General features: G+C 44.4%; 19 protein-coding genes. 11 read left to right on the forward strand and 8 right to left on the reverse strand.

Annotated features, from left to right (window positions below; genetic code table 11):
* Nucleotides 1-26: 26 nt before the first annotated feature.
* Together ACXAGK_RS01465 and ACXAGK_RS01470 are read right to left on the reverse strand one after the other, a co-directional pair.
* Nucleotides 27-794 (reverse strand): class II aldolase/adducin family protein, encoded by a 768-nt coding sequence (locus ACXAGK_RS01465; protein WP_474853626.1) that lies wholly within the window; start codon nucleotides 792-794, stop codon nucleotides 27-29.
* A 65-nt stretch (nucleotides 795-859) separates the two neighbouring features.
* Nucleotides 860-1,324 (reverse strand): NUDIX hydrolase, encoded by a 465-nt coding sequence (locus ACXAGK_RS01470; RefSeq protein ID WP_474853628.1) that lies wholly within the window; start codon nucleotides 1,322-1,324, stop codon nucleotides 860-862.
* Nucleotides 1,325-1,642: 318 nt separating this feature from the next.
* Here ACXAGK_RS01470 and ACXAGK_RS01475 point away from each other — a divergent pair, with 318 nt between their 5' ends.
* The 5 genes from ACXAGK_RS01475 to ACXAGK_RS01495 all read left to right on the forward strand — a co-directional run bounded on the left by ACXAGK_RS01475 (nucleotide 1,643) and on the right by ACXAGK_RS01495 (nucleotide 9,706).
* Nucleotides 1,643-2,692 (forward strand): efflux RND transporter periplasmic adaptor subunit, encoded by a 1,050-nt coding sequence (locus ACXAGK_RS01475; RefSeq protein ID WP_474853629.1) that lies wholly within the window; start codon nucleotides 1,643-1,645, stop codon nucleotides 2,690-2,692.
* Nucleotides 2,693-2,705: 13 nt separating this feature from the next.
* Entirely contained in the window at nucleotides 2,706-5,813 is a 3,108-nt protein-coding gene (locus ACXAGK_RS01480) for an efflux RND transporter permease subunit (RefSeq protein ID WP_474853631.1), read from the forward strand.
* A 495-nt stretch (nucleotides 5,814-6,308) separates the two neighbouring features.
* Entirely contained in the window at nucleotides 6,309-6,713 is a 405-nt protein-coding gene (locus ACXAGK_RS01485; RefSeq protein ID WP_474808720.1) for a type 2 periplasmic-binding domain-containing protein, read from the forward strand.
* A gap of 34 nt (nucleotides 6,714-6,747) precedes the next feature.
* The gene (locus ACXAGK_RS01490; RefSeq protein WP_474853634.1) at nucleotides 6,748-7,929 is read left to right on the forward strand and encodes a topoisomerase IV; all 1,182 of its coding nucleotides are present in this window, start codon (nucleotides 6,748-6,750) and stop codon (nucleotides 7,927-7,929) included.
* A 157-nt stretch (nucleotides 7,930-8,086) separates the two neighbouring features.
* Nucleotides 8,087-9,706 carry a methyl-accepting chemotaxis protein gene (locus tag ACXAGK_RS01495; RefSeq protein WP_474808717.1) on the forward strand — a complete coding sequence of 540 codons (1,620 nt, stop codon included), beginning with the start codon at nucleotides 8,087-8,089 and terminating at the stop codon, nucleotides 9,704-9,706.
* A gap of 172 nt (nucleotides 9,707-9,878) precedes the next feature.
* On the opposite strand, the gene rpoD is transcribed toward ACXAGK_RS01495, so the two are convergent.
* From rpoD to rpsU, 4 genes are all read right to left on the reverse strand, one after another.
* Nucleotides 9,879-11,714 carry an RNA polymerase sigma factor RpoD gene (gene rpoD / locus ACXAGK_RS01500; RefSeq protein ID WP_474808715.1) on the reverse strand — a complete coding sequence of 612 codons (1,836 nt, stop codon included), beginning with the start codon at nucleotides 11,712-11,714 and terminating at the stop codon, nucleotides 9,879-9,881.
* 444 nt (nucleotides 11,715-12,158) lie between these two features.
* Nucleotides 12,159-13,937: a DNA primase gene (gene dnaG, locus ACXAGK_RS01505; protein WP_474853636.1), complete on the reverse strand. Its 1,779-nt coding sequence runs from the start codon at nucleotides 13,935-13,937 to the stop codon at nucleotides 12,159-12,161.
* Nucleotides 13,938-14,156: 219 nt separating this feature from the next.
* A complete protein-coding gene (locus ACXAGK_RS01510; RefSeq protein WP_474853638.1) occupies nucleotides 14,157-14,603 on the reverse strand; it encodes a GatB/YqeY domain-containing protein in 447 nt (148 codons plus the stop codon).
* A gap of 236 nt (nucleotides 14,604-14,839) precedes the next feature.
* Nucleotides 14,840-15,055 carry a 30S ribosomal protein S21 gene (gene rpsU, locus ACXAGK_RS01515; protein ID WP_012517258.1) on the reverse strand — a complete coding sequence of 72 codons (216 nt, stop codon included), beginning with the start codon at nucleotides 15,053-15,055 and terminating at the stop codon, nucleotides 14,840-14,842.
* A 521-nt stretch (nucleotides 15,056-15,576) separates the two neighbouring features.
* Here rpsU and tsaD point away from each other — a divergent pair.
* Nucleotides 15,577-16,602 carry a tRNA (adenosine(37)-N6)-threonylcarbamoyltransferase complex transferase subunit TsaD gene (tsaD, locus tag ACXAGK_RS01520; protein WP_474854461.1) on the forward strand — a complete coding sequence of 342 codons (1,026 nt, stop codon included), beginning with the start codon at nucleotides 15,577-15,579 and terminating at the stop codon, nucleotides 16,600-16,602.
* A gap of 192 nt (nucleotides 16,603-16,794) precedes the next feature.
* Nucleotides 16,795-18,126 carry an alkaline phosphatase family protein gene (locus tag ACXAGK_RS01525; protein ID WP_474853640.1) on the forward strand — a complete coding sequence of 444 codons (1,332 nt, stop codon included), beginning with the start codon at nucleotides 16,795-16,797 and terminating at the stop codon, nucleotides 18,124-18,126.
* On the opposite strand, the gene plsY is transcribed toward ACXAGK_RS01525, so the two are convergent.
* Entirely contained in the window at nucleotides 18,116-18,718 is a 603-nt protein-coding gene (gene plsY, locus ACXAGK_RS01530; RefSeq protein WP_474853642.1) for a glycerol-3-phosphate 1-O-acyltransferase PlsY, read from the reverse strand. The two genes, ACXAGK_RS01525 and plsY, sit on opposite strands and share 11 nt — an antisense overlap.
* Nucleotides 18,719-19,008: 290 nt before the next feature.
* Between plsY and folB the strand changes: the two genes are divergently transcribed.
* From folB to ACXAGK_RS01550, 4 genes are all read left to right on the forward strand, one after another.
* Nucleotides 19,009-19,362, forward strand: a complete 354-nt coding sequence (gene folB / locus ACXAGK_RS01535; protein WP_179982379.1) for a dihydroneopterin aldolase — start codon at nucleotides 19,009-19,011, stop codon at nucleotides 19,360-19,362.
* Nucleotides 19,362-19,856 (forward strand): 2-amino-4-hydroxy-6-hydroxymethyldihydropteridine diphosphokinase, encoded by a 495-nt coding sequence (gene folK, locus ACXAGK_RS01540; RefSeq protein ID WP_474853644.1) that lies wholly within the window; start codon nucleotides 19,362-19,364, stop codon nucleotides 19,854-19,856. Before folB ends, folK begins: the two co-directional genes overlap by 1 nt.
* Nucleotides 19,857-19,864: 8 nt before the next feature.
* Nucleotides 19,865-20,665, forward strand: a complete 801-nt coding sequence (locus ACXAGK_RS01545) for an undecaprenyl-diphosphate phosphatase (RefSeq protein ID WP_474808706.1) — start codon at nucleotides 19,865-19,867, stop codon at nucleotides 20,663-20,665.
* A gap of 120 nt (nucleotides 20,666-20,785) precedes the next feature.
* Nucleotides 20,786-21,157 (forward strand): histidine triad nucleotide-binding protein, encoded by a 372-nt coding sequence (locus ACXAGK_RS01550; protein WP_179982381.1) that lies wholly within the window; start codon nucleotides 20,786-20,788, stop codon nucleotides 21,155-21,157.
* Between the two features lie 99 nt (nucleotides 21,158-21,256).
* Here ACXAGK_RS01550 and ACXAGK_RS01555 read toward each other — a convergent pair whose 3' ends face one another.
* Entirely contained in the window at nucleotides 21,257-22,951 is a 1,695-nt protein-coding gene (locus tag ACXAGK_RS01555) for a dipeptidyl-peptidase 3 family protein (RefSeq protein WP_474854463.1), read from the reverse strand.
* Nucleotides 22,952-23,366 lie beyond the last annotated feature (415 nt).

The raw sequence follows: 23,366 nt of genomic DNA on the forward strand, positions 1-23,366 counted from the left end.
GTTGGCGTTTAGCTAAATAGGCTTAATTATTCGCAAAAACTTGGATCTAACTTATAGGCTTTGCGCAACATAGCAGGCCATGCTTTTTGACCGCCAGTCTCGCCGCTGTGAACAACATTTGCCTGCGCGTATATACCATCAATAATGCTTTGCGGTATTTCGATAACTGCTTCGTTAGATTGCATTAATGCAAGCTGAATTTCGCACGCACGCTGTAAATCGTAAAAGCGCATAAAGGCGTCGCCAACAGTTGGGCCAAGGGTTAGACCGCCATGGTTAGGCAAAAGCATGTGATTAGTATCGCCAAGGTCGTTTTGCAAACGCTTCTTTTCGCTATCGTCTACGGCTAAGCCTTCGTAGCTGTGATAAGAAAGCGAAGGAAGCGAAAACATTGAATACTGACTCCACGGCTTCAACCCGCCTTTCACCGAAGCCACGGAGATGGTAGCTAATGTGTGTAGGTGGATAACGCACTGGGCGTCGTGGCGCACTTCGTGAATTGCACTGTGTATAGTGAATCCGGCAGGGTTAATCCCATAGGGTGTGTCGTCAAGTATATTGCCGTCTAAGTCGACTTTTACCAAGTTAGAAGCCGTAACTTCATCGAAGGTAAGCCCAAAGGCATTAACAAGATAATGATCTGTGCCCGGTACCTTGGCGGAAATGTGGGTATAGATAAGATCGCCCCATCGCATATCGGCAACTAACCGATAGCACGCCGCTAAATCAACACGGGTTTGCCATTCTAGTTCAGATACTTTGCCTTTTAGGCTTAATGTTGGCAGTGAAAACAAGCCACTTCTCCTGTTTATTCAGTTGGGACAATTTACCAATCCCCGACACAATGAACAATGCTTTGTCAGTGCTGCTTTATAACGAATTGGGTGTAGCCATCGCGCAAGGGAATAAGATCATCAGCATAACGCAACGCATCATGGTCGAGCATAAATGGGTCTGCCTTAACGAGTTTGATAACTTCTAATTTTGCCCACGGTGGTGCATCGAAAGTGTTAGGAAGCTTTTCAATTCCTGCATCTGTATGACAGCCAAAGATGACTAAACCATTAGCTGTCGTCGATAGGTACTCTTTCACTTCAACGTTAAAACCTGTTTCTTCCCACGTTTCTCTATGGGCTGTGCAGGCAAGTGATTCACCTTCAACTAGCCCTCCGCCGGGGAAGTCTAATTTGCCAGACAGGCGGTGCTTGACCAGCAACACTTTCCCTTCAGTTTTTATTAAACAGGCCGCGCCAACGGGGGAAACGTGAGCGTTTATTTCAGTGTGAACATTTTCAGATGACAGTGCATCTGAAACACGGCACATTGGGGAACTAGGCGTTGACGGTGAACATGCGAAAAGCGTTAAAACAGCGAATATAGCTGATAAGCGAAATAAGATGACCATTGATTTGGGTAAAATACTCTTGCGGGTGTTTGCGATTGTTGTAAAAGCAATCAATATTATCAAGCAGACTCTACGCAAAAATAAAAATAACACAACTAACAATAATAATGCGGTACACAAAAACATGTTTGGGAAAGTTTGCGCTTAAATAAAGCGAAATTTGTGTACTGAAGCATTCGATGAGTTTTTAAAAAATTTCACGCTCAGCGCAATGCTATTTTACCAATAGGAAAGGTTATGTCTTCTCGATTCTCGTTATCGCCCTTAGTACTTGGCGTGCTGTTGCTTGCAGGTGTTGTTGCATATTTAAATATGCCACAGGAAGAAAGTAAAGCAAGCGCTGGCGCTAGAGCCACACCAGTAAAAACAGCAGTTGTTTCGTCACAGGCATTTCCTATCACTATCGAGTCGCTCGGCACAGCTACTGCTAACGAGTCTGTAAATATCACCGCTCAAGTTACCGATACGGTAAAAACGATAAATTTCGATGATGGCGATAAAGTCGTAGAAGGCGAGCTTTTGGTGCAGCTTAATAACACTGAAGAGCGCGCTAGGGTAGAAGAGCTAAAAGCTAATATTGACGAGGCTAAACGTCAGTTTACCCGCATAGCCGACTTACGTCAGTCAAATGCTACTTCTGAGCAGCTTCTTGATGAGCAGCAAGCTCGAGTGAAAGCATTACAAGCCCAGTTAGATGTCGCGTTAGCTCAGCTTAACGACCTTCAAATACGCGCTCCATTTAATGGGTTGCTAGGCAACCGAGAGATCAGTATCGGTTCACTAATTCAGCCAGGCGACTCTATCACCACGTTAGATGATATTAGCCAAATCAAAGTTGATTTTAGTATCGCTGAAAACCACCTGGCTAGCGTGGCTAAAGGGCAATTGGTAAGTGCGTCGTCAGTTGCTTATCCTGGAGAAGAGTTTACAGGAAAAATTACCAATATTGATACGCGCTTGGACCCCATTAGTCGCTCCATTCGCGTGCGCGCAACTATTAATAACCAAGATAGTCGTCTACGCCCGGGTATGCTGCTAACCGTTGTGGTTGAAAAACGTGTACTTAGCGCCTTAGTTTTGCCAGAAAAGGCACTGGTGCCAGTACAAGACAAACAGTTTGTTTATGTGGTTAAAGATAATGTTGCACATCAAACTGAGGTAGAAATTGGTGAGCGTCGACCCGGGCAAGTGCAGATTGTCGGCGGTTTAAGTGAAGGAGATGAAGTAATAACCGAAGGTACACTTCGCGTACGTGACCAATCTCCGGTTAATGTATTAAACCGCTAGGGAGCAGACAGTTATGCTATTGTCAGACGTTTCTGTAAAGCGCCCGGTTTTTGCAACCGTACTCAATTTACTGTTGATTATCTTTGGTATTGTCGCGTTCTCCATGTTGAGTTTACGGGAATACCCCGACATCGACCCACCCATTGTCTCGGTTAATACAAACTACACAGGGGCTTCGGCAAACATAGTCGAGACCCGAATTACCCAGCTTCTTGAAGACAGAATTTCGGGTATTGAAGGCATAAAGAATGTTACCTCTACATCTCGCAATGGTCGTTCAGACATCACAATCGAGTTTAAACTTTCTCGAGACATTGATGCGGCAGCTAACGATGTGCGCGAGCGCGTCAGTCGCGCGTTAAATAACTTGCCCGATCAAGCCGATCCCCCTGAAGTATCTAAAGCGAACTCAGATGAAAGTGCCGTGGTGTGGTACAACTTACGAAGCACCAACCTCAATACTATGGAGTTGACCGACTACGCAGAACGTGTGCTGGTTGACAGGCTATCCATTGTGGACGGTGTGGCTAGAATTCAAATTGGTGGTGGAAGACGTTACGCCATGAAAGTGTTTTTAGACCGCAATGCTATGGCGGCTAGAGGCATAACAGTTAGCGATGTAGAGCAAGTGATCCGCGCCGAAAACGTAGAGTTGCCTGCTGGTGAAGTAGAAAGTAATGATCGTGACTTTGAAGTACGGGTAGCGCGAACGTTTCTAACGCCGGATGATTTTGCAGCGCTAACCGTTGCAGTAGGGGATAACGGCTATCTGGTGCGTCTAGGCGAAATAGCCCACGTTGAGCTAACCGCCGAAGATGACGAGACAGAGTTTCGGGGTGATGGCGTCAATATGATAGGCCTAGGCATTATCAAGCAGTCTAAAGCCAATACTCTCGAAGTAGCCCGCGCAGCGAAAGCGCAGATTGAAAAAATAGAAGCGACCCTTCCAGATAACATTTTTATTGTGCCAAGTTACGACTCATCAGTTTTCATTGAGGCATCAATTGATGAGGTGTATGAGACCTTGGGGATCGCTATGCTCATGGTAGTGATCGTAATATACCTTTTCCTAGGTAATATTCGCGCCACGCTAATTCCTGCGGTTACCGTACCTGTTTCTATTATTGCTGCTTTTATTGTGATGTATGCGCTGGGCTTTTCAATAAACCTGCTAACTCTGCTTGCTATGGTATTAGCGATTGGCCTAGTGGTAGACGATGCTATTGTTGTACTTGAGAACATATATCGGCGCATTGAGATGGGAGAACCGCCTATTTTGGCTGCCTATCGCGGTGCCAAAGAGGTCGGATTCGCCGTAATTGCCACTACACTGGTACTTATTTCTGTGTTCGTTCCTTTGGTTTTCCTTGAAGGTAATATAGGCAGACTTTTCACCGAGTTTGCGTTGGCCATTGCTGCGGCAGTGGCATTTTCTAGCTTTACCGCGCTTACTTTGTCGCCCATGATGGCGTCAAAAATACTTAAAAAACGCCCACGTTCGTCAGGCTTCGGAAGCTGGATGGATAAGCGATTTTCAAAGCTTGAAAGCAGTTACTTTAATACGTTGAGTAAAACCTTACACCAACCTTTCCTTATGCTGATCATGCTTATTATTGCGGTTATTGCGTTAGTCCAACTTTCAGAGAAAGTACCTAGTGAGTTCGTTCCTAAAGAAGATAGAGGTAACTTTTTCATCTTAATGAACGCTCAAGAAGGGGCGAGCTTTGAAAGTAACGCAAGAAATTTAGAGCAAATAGAAAGCATATTAATGCCCTATCGCGAGAGCGGTAAAATTAATCGTCTTTTGGTGAGGACACCTGGTTTCGGCGGAAACGCGGGGATAGCAATCGTCGGTTCTGCAGATTGGGATGAGCGTGATTTCAGTACATTTTCACTAATGGATGAAATCAGCGGCAAGCTTAACAGCGTACCTGATGTTCGCGCGTTTGCGATCATGCGAAGCGGGATATCAGGAGGTGGGCTAGGGCGTCCTGTTCAGTTCGTCTTACAAGGTGATACCTATGAGAACCTTGTAGAGTGGCGCGACATAGTGTTACAAAAAGCAGCGCAAAATCCAGGATTAATTCGACTAGACTCTGACTACAAAGAGACATCACCCCAGTTATTGGTCAATATTAATCGCGACAGAGCGGCTGACCTTGGCGTATCAATTAGCGATATTGGCGGCACGTTAGAGGTCATGCTTGGTCAGCGTAGGGTGTCTACTTTCCTCGATAGAGGTGAAGAGTACGACGTTATCATGGAAGGCATAGAAGAAGACTTTAGAAGCCCTAACAGTATTGAAAATTTATACGTGAGGTCATCTCGTACCGGTGAGCTTATCCCTATGGACAACTTACTCACCTTTGAAGAGCAGGCTACCTCGGCAAGACTAAACCGCTATAACAGAATGCGGGCCGTTACTATATCGGCTAACTTAGCAGATGGTTATACACTAGGTGAGGCACTTTCCTACTTAGAAAATATTGTGGCTACTGAACTGCCCGATAACGTATCTATCGATTACAAAGGTGAGTCACAGCTTTATCAAGAAGCAGGCAACTCTTTTGTTTATGTCTTTATGCTAGCGCTTGCGGTCACTTACTTAATATTGGCCGCGCAGTTTGAAAGCTGGGTGCACCCTTTAGTTATAATGCTTACCGTGCCCTTAGCTCTCGTTGGGGCATACATCGGGCTGTTTTTTAGTGACATGACGATTAATATCTACAGCCAAATTGGTTTGGTTATGCTTATCGGGCTTGCCGCAAAAAATGGCATATTAATAGTAGAGTTCGCTAATCAACTTCGCGATGCGGGTATGGAGTTTGAACTCGCACTTAAGCGTGCTGCCGCACAGCGTTTGCGCCCTATCGTAATGACAGGGTTTACCACCGTGTTTAGCTCTTTACCTTTGGTACTTGCATCAGGACCTGGCGCTGAAAGCCGGATGGTAATTGGTATGGTTATCTTCTCAGGTGTGCTTGTTTCAGCATTTATGACCCTTTATGTTGTTCCTACAGCGTATAGCTGGCTTGCAAGGAAAACAGGCTCTCCAATGCAGCGAACCAACGAAATCGAAGCGCAGGAAAAAACGATTCCTTACAAGAAAGGTGAGTCATAGGTATTCGCTTATAGACTATTGTTTACTCTTGGGCCCGCGCCAATGCCAGTTGGGCGGGTTCAAAAGTTCAGGTATCTTCTTTCATACTCTAATATGAGTATCTATCACTTCTATTACAATGATTAACTTTCCTAAGTGGCTGATATATATAGACTAGTTAAGTTTTTCTGCTATGCATTTAGTTTTTTTATTAATGCTTATAAGCGCTAACGGTATGTATTAGACAATCGTATAGTTGTTTAACTTTCTACTTTCACTACACTGCGCGCCATTCCTAAGTACTTATATAAGCTATTAATTTATATAAGATAAATATTTAAAGCTCAAAGTGGCGAATATTGCGTTTGTGACCAATACTTATCTCGTTGTAAATGTTTGGACACACAAGCACCTGTTTGCTTCATATCGCTCTAACACGCAAATGTCGTTTTTAGCGCCTTCAAAGAAAGTGAAGAGCGATGGGCTAGCATCCAAAAAGACTCCAGAGGACATATGATGAAAAAATGGATACTTGCAGCCGGACTGTGCTGTAACGTGGCGATTGCTGATGTAGCAGTCATCGTGCATCCTAGCAATGGCGATTCACTAGATAAAGATAGTATAAGCCGTCTTTTCTTAAACAAGGCCAAAGCATTCCCTAGCGGTACAAAAGCAGAGCCTGTTGCGTTAGCTGAAGGTCAATCTGCTACAGACGAATTCAACGGCAAGGTCTTAAACAAAACTGCAGCTCAACTTACTGCGTTTTGGTCAAAACTTGTTTTTACGGGTAAAGGTCAACCTCCTGAAGCGTTAGGTAGTGACGCAGACGTTATATCTGCAGTTGCAAGTAACCCAGGCGCTATTGGCTATGTCGACGCTGGCGCGGTAAACGATAGCGTACGTGTTGTCGCTACCTTCTAACCTACCGTTAATACAAAGAATTTAAGGAACACGCATGAAAACCAAATTAGCTATCTTATCTATTGCTGGCCTTTTAGCTACTCCAGCACTTGCCGACATTCAAATTAACGGCTTTGCAAACCTTATTGGCGGAATGACGCTAGATGATGACGAGTCAGTATACGGCTACGACAGTGATTTTAACTTCGACCCAGCCAGCGTCTTTGGTCTACAGGTGCGCGGTGACGTTAGCGATAAACTTTCTGCAACTGCACAGCTAGTTGGCCGCGGAAGTGAAGACTACGACGCAGATTTCGAGTGGGCTTACATGACTTACATGTTGAACAACAACGTCAACATCAGTGCCGGTCGCCTACGTATGCCTCTTTTCAAATATTCTGCATCACTTGATATTGGTTATTCTTATCACTGGCTAACGCCACCTGACGCTGTTTACGGTATCGACTTTAACAACATCGATGGCGTACGTATTGACTATATGAATTACTCTGGTGATTGGGAGTATGGCGCTCAGCTTACCATGGGTCGTGTAGAGGCTGACACGACCATTTCAGGTACGCCTGCGGCGCTAGAATTAAAGAATGTAGTGGCTGTTTCTTTTGAAGCAACGCGTGACTGGTTCAGTGCTCGTACATTATTTGCACGTGGTTCGACTAGCGCTGCAAACGAAGATTTTGATACGTTTATAGATGGCATGTCTGCGTTTGGCGCGGTTATTCCAACTGCAGCCACTTCAGCTGAAGGTTTCAGCGTTAATGACGACACGGGAACCTTCTTTGAAGTAGCGGTTGATATCGACAAATATGATTGGTTTGTAGGTGCAGAATTTACTCAGACAGAAGTTGATGGTTCTGTTATCGCTGACAATAAAGCGTGGTACGTAACTGCAGGCATGCGCTTCGGTAAGTTTACGCCGCACATCACATATGAAGTAGAAGAAGCGGATAACGCTAATCAGCTTGGCCTTGTAGCAGCACTTCCATCAACTATCTCTACTGGAGACGCAGTTACTGATGCGACTTGGGCTTCTATCTATCAAGGTGCTGCTGGCATTGCAGCTCAACAAGAGCTAGATGTATCGGCAGTTACTGTGGGCCTACGCTACGACGTGGAGCCAGGCTTTGCACTTAAAACCGATGTAACTTGGTACTCAGACGATCTAAATGATCTGAATGATGCAACACTACTTAAAGTTGGCGTAAATTATACGTTCTAACTACCTATTTATGGCCTTGTACTTCTGCGAGGCCATAATTTCGTTAAAGTTTTTTACTAATAGGTAGATAAATTAGGTAGACCAAACAAAGTGCAGCGCTTTTTGAAAAGTTAAGTGAAAGGCAGTTGCACGATCATAAAAAATAGTGGGATAGTTGATGAACTTTCTAAAGAAAATGCCAATTGCGACTAAGATCTTCCTTATACCGGGGATCGCAGCGCTAAGTTTTATTATTTATTTGCTTATCACTATCTACACCGCGCTCAATAATGGCGCAACGCTAGAAAAAGTACAGAAAGTTCAGTTCCCAGCATTACAGCTATCGGCATCGACACTGGTCGACATGCAAAAAGTGCGTGACACCCTAGCAAGTGCAGTAACAACAGGTGATCAAGATACCCTTACTGTGGCGCAAGAATTGGCAGAAGAAGCGAAGAAAGGGCTTAATCAAATCGCGAATATCAGCCCGGAGTTTCGTTCAGATATCTCGCGTATATCCTCAGGTTTCGACGAATACTTTGACGTCGCCTACGAAGTTTCACAATCCATGGTAGACGGCACAGCTGACTTTAGTCGCCTAGGTGAACTGTCTGCTCAAATGAATCAGTCTTACGATGGGGCTATTGCCGCTATGTCACAATTTCGTGATGCACAGCAAGCTGCATTCGAGAAAGCCTTTGAAAACACAGATAGCGCAAATACATCGCTTATTAGTACGGGCGTTATTTTAGCTATTGTTGTAACCATTTTATTGTTTGCAACCGCAGTACCTATTGTTCGCGGTATAAAGCAGAGTATTGATGATGTTGTTCGCTCTCTTAAAGATATTGCGCAAGAAAATGGCGACCTAACGGTACGTATTGATACGAAAAGTGAAGACGAAATTGGTGAGCTGGTTTACTGGTTCAATCAATTTATGGATAAGCTACAAGGCGTAGTGCGTGATGTGGTTGAGGCGAGTTTACCGCTATCGAACTTAGCGCAAAACCTACGCGGCGTTACAGAAGAAACTCAGCGTACTATTGATGTACAGCAAAAGTCTGCAACTAATGCTAAGAGTGCAGTAGATACCATGAGCGGCTCTGTAGATGGTGTAGCACACAGTGCAGCGCAAGCGGCAAGCGATGCCAATGAAGCTACCACAGCGGCGAGCGAAGGTCGTCAAATTGTGCAGCAAACCGTAACTAGCATTCAGCAGCTTGCTGAAAACGTACGTGAGACAGCTGATGTTATTGGGCGCTTAGAATCTGACTCAAACAAAGTCGGTTCAGTGCTAGATGTAATCAAGGGCATAGCGGAACAAACCAACCTGCTTGCACTTAACGCGGCTATCGAGGCTGCAAGGGCCGGTGAGCAAGGGCGAGGCTTTGCAGTAGTCGCTGACGAAGTTAGAACGCTAGCGTCGCGCACGCAGCAATCTACAGAAGAGATTCAAAGCACAATAGAGCAGCTTCAAAGCGCAGCGCATTCAGCAGTTGAAGTAATGGCGCGTGGTACCGAACAAGCCACAAATAGCGTTGAAACCGCCAATAAAGCGGGCAGCAGCTTAGAGACCATTACCAGTACTATCGGTCGCATCAACCAAATGAATGAACAGATTGCTCACAATACGGAAGACCAGCGCACTGTTGCGGTCGATATTGTACGTCACGTGGATGAAATTCATGAGCGAACAGAGCAAACTGCAAGCCGTTCAGGCGAACTTGGGACTATGTGTAATGAGCTTGCTGACCTTGCGCAGCACCTTGAATCAATCGCTAAGCAGTTTAGAGTGTAAGCTCTAACTAACCTTTCTAAAGCGTATTGAAAGCCTCCTGACGGGGCTTTTTTATGTGTGCAGCAAAATATTGAAACAACGAGTTGCAGCTTTTTATGGAGAGAACTTCGGGAAGTTAAGACAAAAAAATCCCCAGCCAAGGCCGGGGATTTATAAACAAAGCAATGCTTTTCTATTCGTCTAAGAAGCTGCGTAGCTGCTCAGAACGACTAGGGTGGCGAAGTTTGCGAAGTGCTTTAGCTTCAATCTGACGAATACGCTCACGGGTAACGTCAAACTGCTTACCTACTTCTTCAAGCGTGTGGTCGGTATTCATGTCGATACCGAAACGCATACGTAGTACTTTCGCTTCTCGAGCCGTTAGGCCTGCTAGTACTTCTTGTGTTGCGCCTTTTAAGCTACCGCCAGTTGCTGAATCGAGGGGCTGAATAATAGTGCTGTCCTCGATAAAGTCGCCAAGATGTGAATCTTCATCATCGCCGATAGGTGTTTCCATCGAGATTGGCTCTTTAGCAATCTTAAGTACCTTACGAATCTTGTCTTCAGGCATTAGCATGCGCTCTGACAATTCTTCAGGCGTAGGTTCACGTCCCATCTCCTGAAGCATTTGACGAGAGATACGGTTTAGCTTGTTAATCGTCTCAATCATGTGCACAGGAATACGAATAGTACGCGCCTGGTCAGCAATTGAACGAGTAATCGCCTGACGAATCCACCATGTAGCGTAAGTTGAGAACTTATAACCACGACGGTATTCGAACTTATCTACCGCCTTCATTAGACCAATATTACCTTCTTGGATAAGGTCAAGGAACTGAAGACCGCGGTTGGTGTACTTCTTCGCAATTGAAATAACAAGACGAAGGTTAGCTTCAACCATCTCTTTTTTCGCACGACGCGCTTTCGCTTCACCAATCGACATGCGACGGTTAATATCTTTAATATCAGCGATAACCAAGCCAGTTTCTTGCTCAACTTGATTCATCTTGCTAATGCAGCGCTCAATCTCTTCTTGGTTAACTGCAAGTTCAGCTGCATAAGGCGCACCTGATTTAACTGCTTCGTGTAACCACGCAGTAGACGTTTCGTTACCCGCGAAAGCTTTAATAAAGTCTTTCTTAGGCATTTTTGCATTAACAACACAGAACTTCATTACAAGACGTTCTTGGATACGTACTTTGTCCATCATTGCACGCATGTTTTTAACCATGCGATCAAATTGCTTAGGAACTAGACGGAACTCTTTAAATACGTCGCTTAGTGCGTTGATTTGTGTACGAGAATCGGCATGTGAACGACCCTTCTTCTCGATAACATCACGAGTTTTGATGTACTGTTCACGAAGTTCTGCGAAACGTTCGCGCGCTAGCTCTGGGTCTACGCCGCTATCGTCTTCATCTTCGTCGTCGTCATCATCATCATCGCCATCTTCGTCATCTAACTCTTCTTCAGATAACTCAGAGCCTACGTGCGTTGCAGTTGGCGCGAGATCTTGATCATCGTTAGGATCAACAAAGCCCGAGATAATGTCACTTAGGCGAATTTCTTCGGCTTCGTATAAATCCCACTGATCTAACAGGTAAGTGATCGCTTCTGGATATTCAGCAACCGAGCACTGTACTTGGTTAATACCGTCTTCAATACGCTTAGCGATTTCAATTTCGCCTTCGCGTGTAAGAAGTTCAACGGTACCCATTTCACGCATATACATGCGAACTGGGTCAGTCGTACGGCCAATTTCACTTTCTACAGTAGCAAGTGCTTGAGCTGCCGCTTCTGCAGCATCTTCATCAGCATTCGCTTCTTGCATGAGAAGTTCATCTGCATCAGGAGCTGATTCAGAAACTTGAATTCCCATGTCATTAATCATGCGGATTATGTCTTCGATTTGATCAGAATCGACAATATCTTGCGGCAGGTGGTCGTTTACTTCTGCAAAGGTTAAGTAACCTTGCTCTTTACCTTTTGCAATCAGGAGTTTAATCTGAGACTGCTTGCTTTGCGCCATATAACCTACACTTCTCACATTCAATTAGTTTGCAATAGAAAAGACAACATACGCCTAGGTATGTTCCCTGTTCTGCTGTAGTACTGCATTTGTATCAAGGCCGTTAATGCTAGATGCCACGCTGGTGTAAACCAATATATTTACGATGCACATCTGCTCGGGTTCGGTTCTGCCCGTTATGTTCGGCTATATCTTTGCTACTCGTGTTGCTGCATTTTTGTTCACATAAAAAGCGTGAACCATGTTCAAACATGCCCGCAGCGAATTAGCCAGTATAGCAGAATAAGCGTTGGTTTTACCAGATTGACGGCCGATTTTTTAGTCAATGCTTTTTACATTTCCGCCTTTACTACTTGCATAGTGCATAACTGCAAGGCGAAGGCGAGCTAAACGTAAAGCTTACTACGCAAAAACAGACCAACCCAAAGTTCATTTTCCCCTGGGTTAACTCTTCTGTCTTTCCCTCATAAGCAGGTTCAATTCCTGTTTTTCCGCTTGAGTCAGCGGTTGAACCCGCGAGCGTGAAATTAAGGTTTCAATGCGGCTATCGAAATGCCCGTCTAGTAAGCGAGCGAAGCTGTCGTTATATACACGCTCAGCATCCTCATCTTTGACTAAGTGTTCTTGCAACAATAATTTCGCGATAGTAGAAGAATGGGGATGGTCGCGGAAATTTTCAACAAGCTGCGCAGTTTTTGCGTGAGGGTGATTGACACAATAGCTGTGAATATCGCGCAATAAATCCATACCGGCAGCATTGCTACCGGCGAATATATCTATCTGCACATCTTCGCAATGTGCGGCTAACTCTGGCTTATCAAGCAGTAAGCGTATCAGCATGCGAAGTGGCGATAGTTTAGGTTTGTTTACCTGGTTGCGATTAGGGGAGTAAGCTTGCTTTGAACCTTGATTCGCTTTGTTAATATCTTGTTGAAGTTTAAATCGATCGAACTCACCGGTGTGCTTGGCTAACTCTTCCAGCAACATTTGCTTTTGGTCATCACCTAAGGTGCTTTCAATCAGTGGCATTGCCGCTTTTTTAAGGGCAATCTTACCTTCTGGCGTACCCACGTTGTGAGTTTTTAACAAGTTCTCAAAAAAGAAACGAGACAAAGGCGTCGCGTTATCGAGCATTTCCATAAACGCATCTTTGCCCACCTGACGCACCATGGTATCTGGGTCTTCGCCATCGGGTAAGAATAAAAAAGATATACGCACGCCGTCTTTTAACGCCGGTAAGGCGTTCTCTAGCGCGCGCCATGCAGCTTCACGCCCAGCGCGGTCACCATCATAACAGCACACAATGTGCGAAGTAGCGCGAACAAGCATTTGAATGTGTTCAGGTGTGGTGGCCGTACCCAAGGCAGCGGTAGCAATATTAATGTCGAACTGACTCAATGCCACTACATCCATGTAGCCTTCAACAACGACAACCGTATCTAAAGTGCGATTGTTCTGGCGCGCTGAATAAAACCCAAAAAGCTCGCTGCCTTTATGAAAAATGCGAGTTTCTGGTGAGTTTAAGTATTTAGGACCGCCGTCATCTAATACTCGACCGCCAAAGCCGACCACGCGACCCCGTTTATCCCTAATTGGAAACATGATGCGGTCGCGGAAGAAGTCGTAGGTACGTCCTTGGTCGTTTTTATTGACCAGTTTTAAATCGACCAACTGCTTGATGCGTTGGGGATCTTTACCAAAGGTATTTAGCAGTGCGTCCCAGCTGTCAGGGGCATAGCCAATTTCCCACTGCTTGACGATATCACCACTGAGCCCACGGTTCTTTAAATAGTCGATGGCTTTTTTACTATTACCGTTTTGGCGCAACTGATGCTGGAAAAAGCGTGTGACTTGTTCCATTACTGCATAGTCGTCTTGCTGTTGCTGCTTTTTCTCTTCGCTCATGGCAGGCCGGCTGCCTTTTTCTCGAGGTACTTCAAGCCCGTGATAACGGGCTAGCTCTTCAATCGCCTCGACAAATTCTAAGCGGTCGAATTCCATAATAAATGAGATAGCATTACCGTGAGCGCCGCATCCGAAACAGTGATAGAACTGCTTATCTTGACTAACAGTAAAAGAGGGGGACTTTTCGTTATGAAAAGGGCAGCACGCCTGGTAATTCTTACCTGCTTTTTTGAGTTTGACTCGGCTATCTACCACTTCTACCACATCGGTACGTGACAGCAGGTCATCTATAAAATCGCGAGGTATCTTTCCAGCCATGAGGGTACTTTCAACAAAAGTTAGTTAAAAAAAGAGTTAGTTAAAAAAGAATGAGTTCAAAAATAAACAGAAAAGCATAGTCTTAGCTGCGCTTTAAACGACAGGCTACAACATCATGAAAACGGTGAAGTACTGTAACAGGGAAGTGGTTAAATGAGAATAACGAAGGTGAGACAATGCCCACCTTCTGCGCGATTCACTGTTACACGTGGGCAGTACTTAAGCGTTCAAACGCGCCTTAATTTTTGCACTCAAAGCGCCCATGTCGGTGCGGCCCTGAACTTTAGGCTTCAATGCACCCATGACTTTACCCATATCTTGCATACCTGACGCGCCAGTCGCAGCCATGGTCTCGTCGATAAGGGTATTGAGTTCATCGTCAGTCAAAGGCTGTGGCAAGAAATCTTCAATATAAGTGATTTCTTCACGCTCTTTGCTCGCTAGGTCTTCTCGATTGGCGGCGTCGTATTGCGCTGCCGCGTCTTGACGCTGTTTAACCATTTTGGTCAATACCGCTAAGATTGCGCTATCGTCTAGCGTAATTTGTTCATCGATTTCTTTTTGCTTAATGGCAGCCATAGCCATACGAATAGTACCAAGACGTACTTTTTCTTTTGCACGCATCGCATCTTTTTGCGCTGCTTTTAAATCATCAATTAGTGCCATGATGCTTCCTGATTTTTATTAGTAGATTGCTTGTACCAATCCGCATAGAGCATTGCCCACTCAGAAGATAATGATCTATGCGGAATGGTATTATTAAGCCCCAAGTTGAAAATCAAATGCAACCATTTAAAAAGGAAAAATGGAGTCGTTAAGAATACGGCCAAAAAAATAGAGGCCCAGAAACGCGAAAGGTGCTGCAATTGCAACACCTTTCAGACTCGTTACTTAACCCTATATTAGTAGAGTTTTACGCGACGTGCGTTTTCACGAGCTAGCTTCTTAAGATGACGCTTTTTAGCGGCAGCTTTCTTGCGCTTGCGTTCCCAAGTTGGCTTTTCGAAGAATTCACGACGACGAACTTCAGAAAGAACACCTGCTTTTTCACAAGAACGCTTAAAACGACGCAGCGCCACATCAAACGGCTCGTTTTCTCTAACTTTAACGATAGGCATTAAACACTCACCTCAAAACTTTTACTGTGTAAATCCGGGTAAAATTGTGCGCTAAAAAGGCCACCCGGGTTAAAAATGGTGCGAAATTCTAATCATATCTACAGAGAAAGTAAAGGATGAATTGCCAAAAAATAGCCAATATTGTGCATTTACCGTTCATTTACCTGTTCACTGGCATTCCATGAATGCAGGATAAAAGGTAAACTCTGCGCTCGTTAAGCACCGTGTTGTTTAACGCGGCTTGTATAAGCGCCCTTTTCAGAATGCTTTTTGCTCATGTTTCTTCTGATATATTTTTGTGATCAAAAGTAGAAAGCAAACGATCCTGACTAGGGTAGTGTTATGATCGCGGCGGGATCATAAAGATGATCGCCACAGATCGCCAGAATTATTTTCTCAGTTTTTGGTATTCGCTTAGTTATCTTGACTCACAACAATTGTGTGGACACTTGTTGTGATAAAAAGATGACAGCAAATTCAGAAACTAGGCATTGAAGTTAGTAGTAAAAGGGTTGCTCCCCATGCGTATTTTAGGAATAGAAACATCTTGTGACGAAACTGGCATCGCCGTTTATGACGATGAAAAAGGCTTGTTGTCACACGAACTATACAGCCAAGTAAAGCTGCACGCTGATTATGGCGGTGTGGTGCCTGAGCTTGCTTCACGGGATCACGTAAGAAAGATCATTCCTTTAATTGAAAAAGCCATGGAAGATGCGAATACCCAGCCATCAGATATCGACGGCGTTGCCTTTACTCAAGGCCCGGGTTTAGTAGGGGCGTTATTAGTAGGTTCGTCAGTAGGGCGCTCATTGGCCTATGCGTGGAACGTACCTTCAGTAGGTGTTCATCATATGGAGGGGCATTTGCTAGCGCCTATGCTTGAAGACGATGCCCCAGAATTTCCTTTTGTTGCGCTGTTAGTGTCGGGCGGTCACTCGATGTTGGTTAAAGTAGAAGGCATTGGTCAGTATGAAGTACTTGGCGAGTCTATCGATGATGCCGCTGGTGAAGCCTTTGATAAAACCGCCAAGTTACTTGGTCTTGATTATCCTGGCGGCCCTCTCTTAGCAAAATTGGCCGAAAAGGGCGAAGAGGGACACTACAAATTCCCACGTCCAATGACCGACCGACCAGGCTTAGACTTCAGTTTTAGCGGCTTAAAGACCTTTGCTGCAAACACCATTCGCGATGCTGATTTAACCGGTGATGATGCTGAGCAAATTAAAGCGAATATTGCCTACGCGTTTCAAGAAGCCGTAGTGGATACGCTTATCATTAAATGTAAGCGAGCATTAAAGCAGACGGGTATGAAGCGTTTGGTTATTGCTGGCGGCGTAAGTGCAAATACGATGCTGCGCAGTAAGATGAAAGCCCTGATGCAAGAGCTAAAAGGTGAGGTGTTTTACCCTAGCTTAGCGTATTGTACTGACAATGGTGCCATGATTGCCTATGCGGGAATGCAGCGTCTAAAAGCAGGCGAAACCTTGGCGTTATCGTCACAAGCCAAACCGCGATGGCCTCTTGATACCTTATCAGCAATTTAAAAACGCCGACGGGGTTTTAAATGATGTTGTGAAATTGATACTGCTTATCTATGTATACATAAGATGTGCAAAAGGCAGGTATCAAGCCTAACAAGCAGGCAAAATAGACAAACAAAAAGTAAAGGCAATGGGAGCTCGTCCCATTGCCTTTTGTTTTACCACGGCAAATATTGAAGAAAGGACATAAAAAATATGCGCCTAGCAACAAATAAAACAAAACAAAATGCATCGCTATTATTTTTAGCGCCGTCGTTATTTATTTTGATTTTCTTTGCAGCGCTCACCACGCCTAATGCACTTGCCTCAAGTAAGATTCCTTCAAATGAATCAGCAAAAGAGTTAAAACAAAAGCAACAGCCAAATAATCAGCAAGATCAGTATGTCGTGTTAATTTCTCTTGACGGTTTTCGCCACGACTATATCGAGTTACACAACGCCGAGAACCTTGGCGCCATTGCAAAGCAAGGCGTAAGGGCGTCATCAATGACCCCTGTTTATCCGTCGAATACGTTTCCCAACCATATTTCGTTGATCACAGGGCTGCTTCCTAAACACCACGGTATTGTGAATAACCGCTTTTATGATAAATCACGCCCTACAAAAGACGGTTATGCAAAATATCAGTTAGGCTATGGCAAAATGGATAGCACCTGGATCACGGCAACACCGCTATGGAATTTAGTGGAATACCACGGGATGAAGGCTGCAACCTTCTTCTGGCCAGAGTCTGACGCACGCATATCGGGTGCTTCTCCGACTTATTTCTATCATTATTCAAAATATGCTGACTACCAGATGCGTATTGATCAGATCATCAACTGGCTAAAATTGCCCGAGGTATCGCGCCCTCGTTTTATCGCGAGCTATTTTTCGCTTACCGATTCGGTAGGACACGATGAAGGCCCTTTTGCCGATAAAACCAATGATGCAGTGCAGGAAGTGGATGCGCTTATCGGTCAACTTTATAAGCGTATTAATGCATTAGATTTGCCCGTGAATCTTGTAGTGGTGTCTGACCACGGTATGACGCCTATTGATGAAAGCCAGCTTATAGAGGTTGAGTCTTTATCCATTCCTGATAGCTTTATTATTGAAAACGAAGGGGCCCAAGTACACTTGTATGCCAGAGAAGGTGTGTCTGATAAACAAATCACCGACGAAATAGAACGTCTGACACATCTAGCCGAAAATCGCTACATTGTACTTAATGATACCCAGCGGGCTAAGCGTCACATGGAAGTAGGAAATAGAACCGGCGATATTATTATGGAAATTGCGCCGCCAGCGCGTTTCAAAAACGCTAACAGTACGCATGTTAGCAAAGGTGGGCATGGCTACGTAAATACGTTACCTGATATGGGGGCGACCTTCGTTGCAGTGGGGCCTGCGTTTAAAACGAATACCACTATACCAACATTTAGCAACTTAGAAGTATATCCAGCGCTGGCTAAAATATTGGGTATTACGCCTGTTACGCCCATAGACGGCAAGCTGGATGTGCTGCAGCAGGCACTTACTCTTTAACTTTGCCTTTATCCCACACCTTACTTTCATTGCCTGCTAACAGGCGGGCAATGTTGTCTTTATGGCGTAAAATAATAAGCAGCGAAAGCATTGCTACCGGCACAGTATACAAAGGCTTGATTAAAAATGTGAAAAGCGGCGCAAGCGACACCGCAATGAGCGCACCTAGCGAAGAATAGCCGGTAAGAAAAACCACTACTACCCAACTTAGAATAAGCAATCCGGCTAAATCGAGCCCAATCGGCAGCATGGCACCAAAAGCGGTAGCGACGGCTTTACCGCCTTTGAAACCGAAATAAAGCGGAAATATATGGCCTAAACAGGCAAAGATAGCAATTATGCCCAGCATTATTGGCTCTATACCCAAAAAGTAGCTGCCGTAAACGGGAATAGTGCCTTTCAAAATATCCATAACAAGTACAAGTAGCGCAGGAATACGACCACCTAAGCGGTACACATTGGTTGCACCAGGGTTTTTAGAGCCAGCGGTCCTTGGGTCGGGTAAACCAAATAATTGGCTTATAACCACTGCACTTGATAGTGAACCGAAGAGGTAGGCAACAGCAGCCATTAAAAGCGTTAGCGAAATCATTTTTTCATTCTAATTATCAAAAGCGTTTTAGAAGCACTACCTTCTGTCGGGTTTTACTTCTCTTGTAGGAGGTTAAAGACTTATGCCCTATTAAATTACAAAACCTTGGTTGCCCCCAGTTGTCATACAGCGGTATAGTTGTGCCACACAAGCGTAAAGCTACTCCATCCAAACGCGATATACCACCGTTTACCAGCAATATGTGGTTGAAAGCGCAGTAGTAAGACCAGTATTGAAGCCGGAAAGTAAGGCAATAAACTGGGTTGATAACAGACAAGATGAAAAATTCCATGGGAAAAATTTATATAACAGGGCTTGAAGTAGACACCCTGATTGGTGTTTATGACTGGGAGCGAGTAAGAACCACCCAGCTACTTCTCGATGTAACACTTGATGTTGACTTAAGCGCGGCGATGCAAAGTGATGATGTTGCTGATACGGTAGACTATGCAAAAGTAGCCGAGTGCATCGTGGAAGTAGGTAAAGAGAGTACGTTCGAACTACTTGAGGCTTTCGGAAGCAAGGTTATGGACACCGTGCTTGCTCACTTCTCGGTTTCAACAATAACGCTTAAAATTGTTAAACCTAATATTCTTCCTAATGCGCAAACTGTTGCCGTTGAAATGCGAAAAGAGCGCAACTAATGCCTGAACATACCATTTTAATCAGCATTGGTTCTAATATTGAGCGCGAACATTACACTAGGCAGTCTTTGGTTGCCCTAAAACAGCACTTCTCAGAAGTTTCAGTGTCTTCTGTTTATGAAAGCGAAGCTGTAGGCTTCAACGGCAGCCCTTTTTATAATGCTGTCGCACGGGCGACAACATCAAAAAATGTTGAAGAGGTGTGTGCAATACTAAAGGCAATTGAGAAAGACAATGGAAGAGTGCATACCGACAAAAAATTCTGCGCTAGAACCCTTGATCTCGACTTGCTTACCTATGATAGTAAGGTAACCACATCCCCTGTGGTTTTGCCTCGCGAAGAGATTTGTTACAACGCGTTTGTGCTTTGGCCGTTAGCTGAACTTGTTCCCGACGACATTCACCCTGAAACGCAAGAAACCTATGCCCAAATGTGGCAAAACTTTGATAAACAGAAACAGCAATTATGGCCAATTGACTTTACTTGGAGTTAAGCAAAGGAATGACACTTTTCGAAATCATTATTTTAGCAATTATTCAGGGCGTTACTGAATTTCTTCCAATCAGTAGTTCTGGGCACTTGCTGCTACCCGCTGAGCTTTTCGGTTGGGTAAGCCAAGGTTTGGCGTTTGACGTAGCAGTACATGTGGGAAGTCTTCTTGCAGTTATGATCTATTTTCGTCAAGAAATAGGGCAGATGACAGTAGCATGGGTGACTCAAGGCTTCAGCAAGCAGCAATCTACCGACAGTAAACTGGCGTGGTACGTTATTGTGGCGACTATTCCTGCGGTCATCATTGGCTTTTTGATGAAAAGCTGGATAGAAGACAATGCACGTACAGCATTGGTGATCGCAGGTACTACCATCATTTTCGGTTTGCTTTTATGGTATGCCGACTCGACAGCAAAGCGGGAACAAGAACTTGAAGGCCTAACGCTAAAACAAGCCATTTATATCGGCTTAGCCCAGGTGTTAGCGTTGATTCCGGGGACATCTCGTTCGGGTATAACGATGACTGCTGGCTTGATGCTAGGATTAAAACGCGAAGCCTGTGCACGCTTTTCTTTCTTACTGTCTATACCTGTCATCTTAGGTGCAGGGTTGCTAGCCACCTTAGATTTGCTTAAAGCAAATGAAGCTGTGGACTGGTATGCATTGCTGTATGGCGCAGCATTTTCATTCGTAAGTGCCTACCTTTGTATTTATTTATTCCTAAGCTGGATATCCCGTATAGGCATGCTGCCTTTTGTTATCTATCGCTTAGCGTTAGGCGTAATACTTCTATGGTTTGTTTTTGCATAAAATAAGGCATCAAGCCGAGTAAAAACACTGTAGTTTAGAATTTGTTATTGCGTTGACGAGAGAACCATCATCGATCGCTAACGCAATAGTTAAACACCTGATTAAAAAGGAATGTGAGACATGGCAGAAACAATTTTTGATAAAATTATCAGCAAGGAAATTCCAGCAGAGATTTTGTACGAAGACGAACTCGCGCTGGCGTTTAAAGATATAAACCCTCAGGCCCCGACTCATTTTCTGGTTATCCCGAAAAAGCAAATTGCCACGGTAAACGATATTGCTGAAGAAGACCGCGAAGTAGTGGGGCACTTGTCATATGTAGCTGCAAAAATTGCCAAGGAGCAAGGGTTTGCAGACCAAGGCTATCGTACTGTCATGAATTGTAACGAATACGGTGGGCAAACCGTATATCACATTCACCTTCATGTATTGGCAGGTAAACCGCTAGGCTGGCCTCCGTATACTGAGAATATGAAGCAACACGTAGAGTAACGTTTGCGCTTAAAGATAAAAAATGCCGCCCTTTATTCAAAGGGCGGCATTTTTATTTACGCTGCAGATAAATGAGGTAAATAAGTGAAATCGATTGACTTATTCAGCAAGCCCCAGCACTTTCTTACCTTGATTAAAGTGAATATCAACCGGGATGCTGGCTGCTTCTAAGCGCGCTAAATCTGACGCAAGGTCAGGCTTGATCACACCCATAGTTTCTACAAGTTTTGCGACACCGTCATAATCGCCGTCACCTTGAAGGGTAAGGATCAATTCAGAAAGAGCTTCTACTGCGGCGCCCATCTTCTCCATATTTACGCGATACATGCCGTTTTCTGTTTTCTCAAACGCACCTTGCTGTGCAAAAAAGTTAAAACGAATCATGTTCGCTTTTCCGTGTGCAGAGCTTGCGCCGAAACGCACAGAACGGAAAATGCCAGCCATGAAGGTCACGTAGTAGTCTTCAAGTGTACCTTCAGTAATTTCACCTTTTTCCAATAAGCTTTGTACCATGTACAAACCTAGAATATCCGCTTTGCCTTCTTCAAGAGCTGAGGCATGCTCTTTAAGTGCGCCGCGCACGGTACCCGAACCGTCTAGGGTGTTTTTAATACCAAGGCCGTGAGCCACTTCGTGAAACATGGTGTTCGCGAAAAAGGCGTCGAACGTAATGTGCTCACGTTGCTCTGGCACAATTAGCGTGTCTGCAATAGGTACCAAAATAGTATCGAACTTAGCGCGCATTGCGTTTTTAAGCTGCAGGCGGCGAGTTCCCTTTTCTAACTGTACGCGCTCGTCATTGGGCAAGTTAATCGCAATGGTCTTACTACCAGCATTAGAGTGGCCTGCATAATAAATAACATCGTAAGCGTTTAGATCTGCATCAGAACCTGGCATCTCAGCTTTGTAAGCATCAGCAACAGGAAGGCCTTTCTGAAGCTCAGGTAGGAAAGCCGCGTACTTCGCCAGCTTTTCACTCCATGCTAAATCTTTAATAAGCACGTAGGCTTCAAACGCAGCGCGATAGCCAAACAATTGGTCTTCATAGCTTTCAATAGGGCCGATAACCAGCTCAACAGGATTAGTCTTCATATCCATCCAGGCCATATCAGACGCAAGATAGTCATTAGACAACAATGCCTCAGAACGCAGTTGCAGGTATTGCTTGAAGCTTTCGTCTTCAGCTAGCTCTGACGCTTTTTTTAGTAGGTCAGATGCTTTCATCAATTCGCTTTTAAATGCTTCAGAGTAAGGCACAGAATAAAGGTTACCGGCTTCATCGCGCTTCACCATAGAATACAAGCCTTGCTTGTCGTTAAAATCTGCCGTAGCAAACTCTTCCTTTTCCATGTCGTGAGGGTAAAACTCAGCGCCTAGGGCCTTATCTTCATAGCCGCTAATAAATGGCGTGTCGCCATTTAGGCGATCCCAAGGACCATAGTTAATCGCTGCAAAGTGACGTACCTTTTCGTCGCTTATCGAGGAAAGGAAAGCATCCTTATCTTCAAAAAATGCCTGCTTCCAAAACAGGTCGTCCATAATTTTCGACGCATCTATTAAAAGCGAAAGCATTTTATGCTGGTTGTCATTAAGGTGTGATAAATCGCTGGTAAGGTCTACACCGTGATAAATAGACAAGCGGGACTCGTCTACAAGTAAGGTTTGCGCTGTATCGGTTTCAGGCTTTGCCGTTTGAGTTTGCGTTGTATCGGCGCTTTTGCTGCAGGCGGTCAGCATAAATAGCCCTGCTACTGCAGCAGCAATAGGCGAATAAGTTGAAGTCGTTTTTTTAATCATAAGGTTTACCGTGTCGTTTTCCCGCATTGATTTAAGTATGTGGGGAGGTGTTTGCGTAACTCACTATAGCTATGCTTTTGATTTTATACAAAAGTATGAAAATTATTTGCTTAATATCAATAGTGGTTTGCCGCTTGTTGTCTATACTTTGATTAAGCTCTTGTGCTTCTGCGGTCGTTAAACATTCGCACTAAGCCTGTCTTTTTTAGTTGGTCGAAACTAAAGAGCTACTATAGTATGGTGATAGAAATACCATAATAAAACAATAAACGGTTTGTATTTTAGCGTGAAACATAGAGGCCTATGTGAATAAGCGCAGGGAATGCAACGCACAAATACTCGATTTATTTGGCGCATCAGGATTGATGTTAGCTATGTGGATAACGGGTAACGCAAACTATCGCCTTATCAA

The organism is Alteromonas sp. ABM1_013 (genome assembly GCF_056160505.1).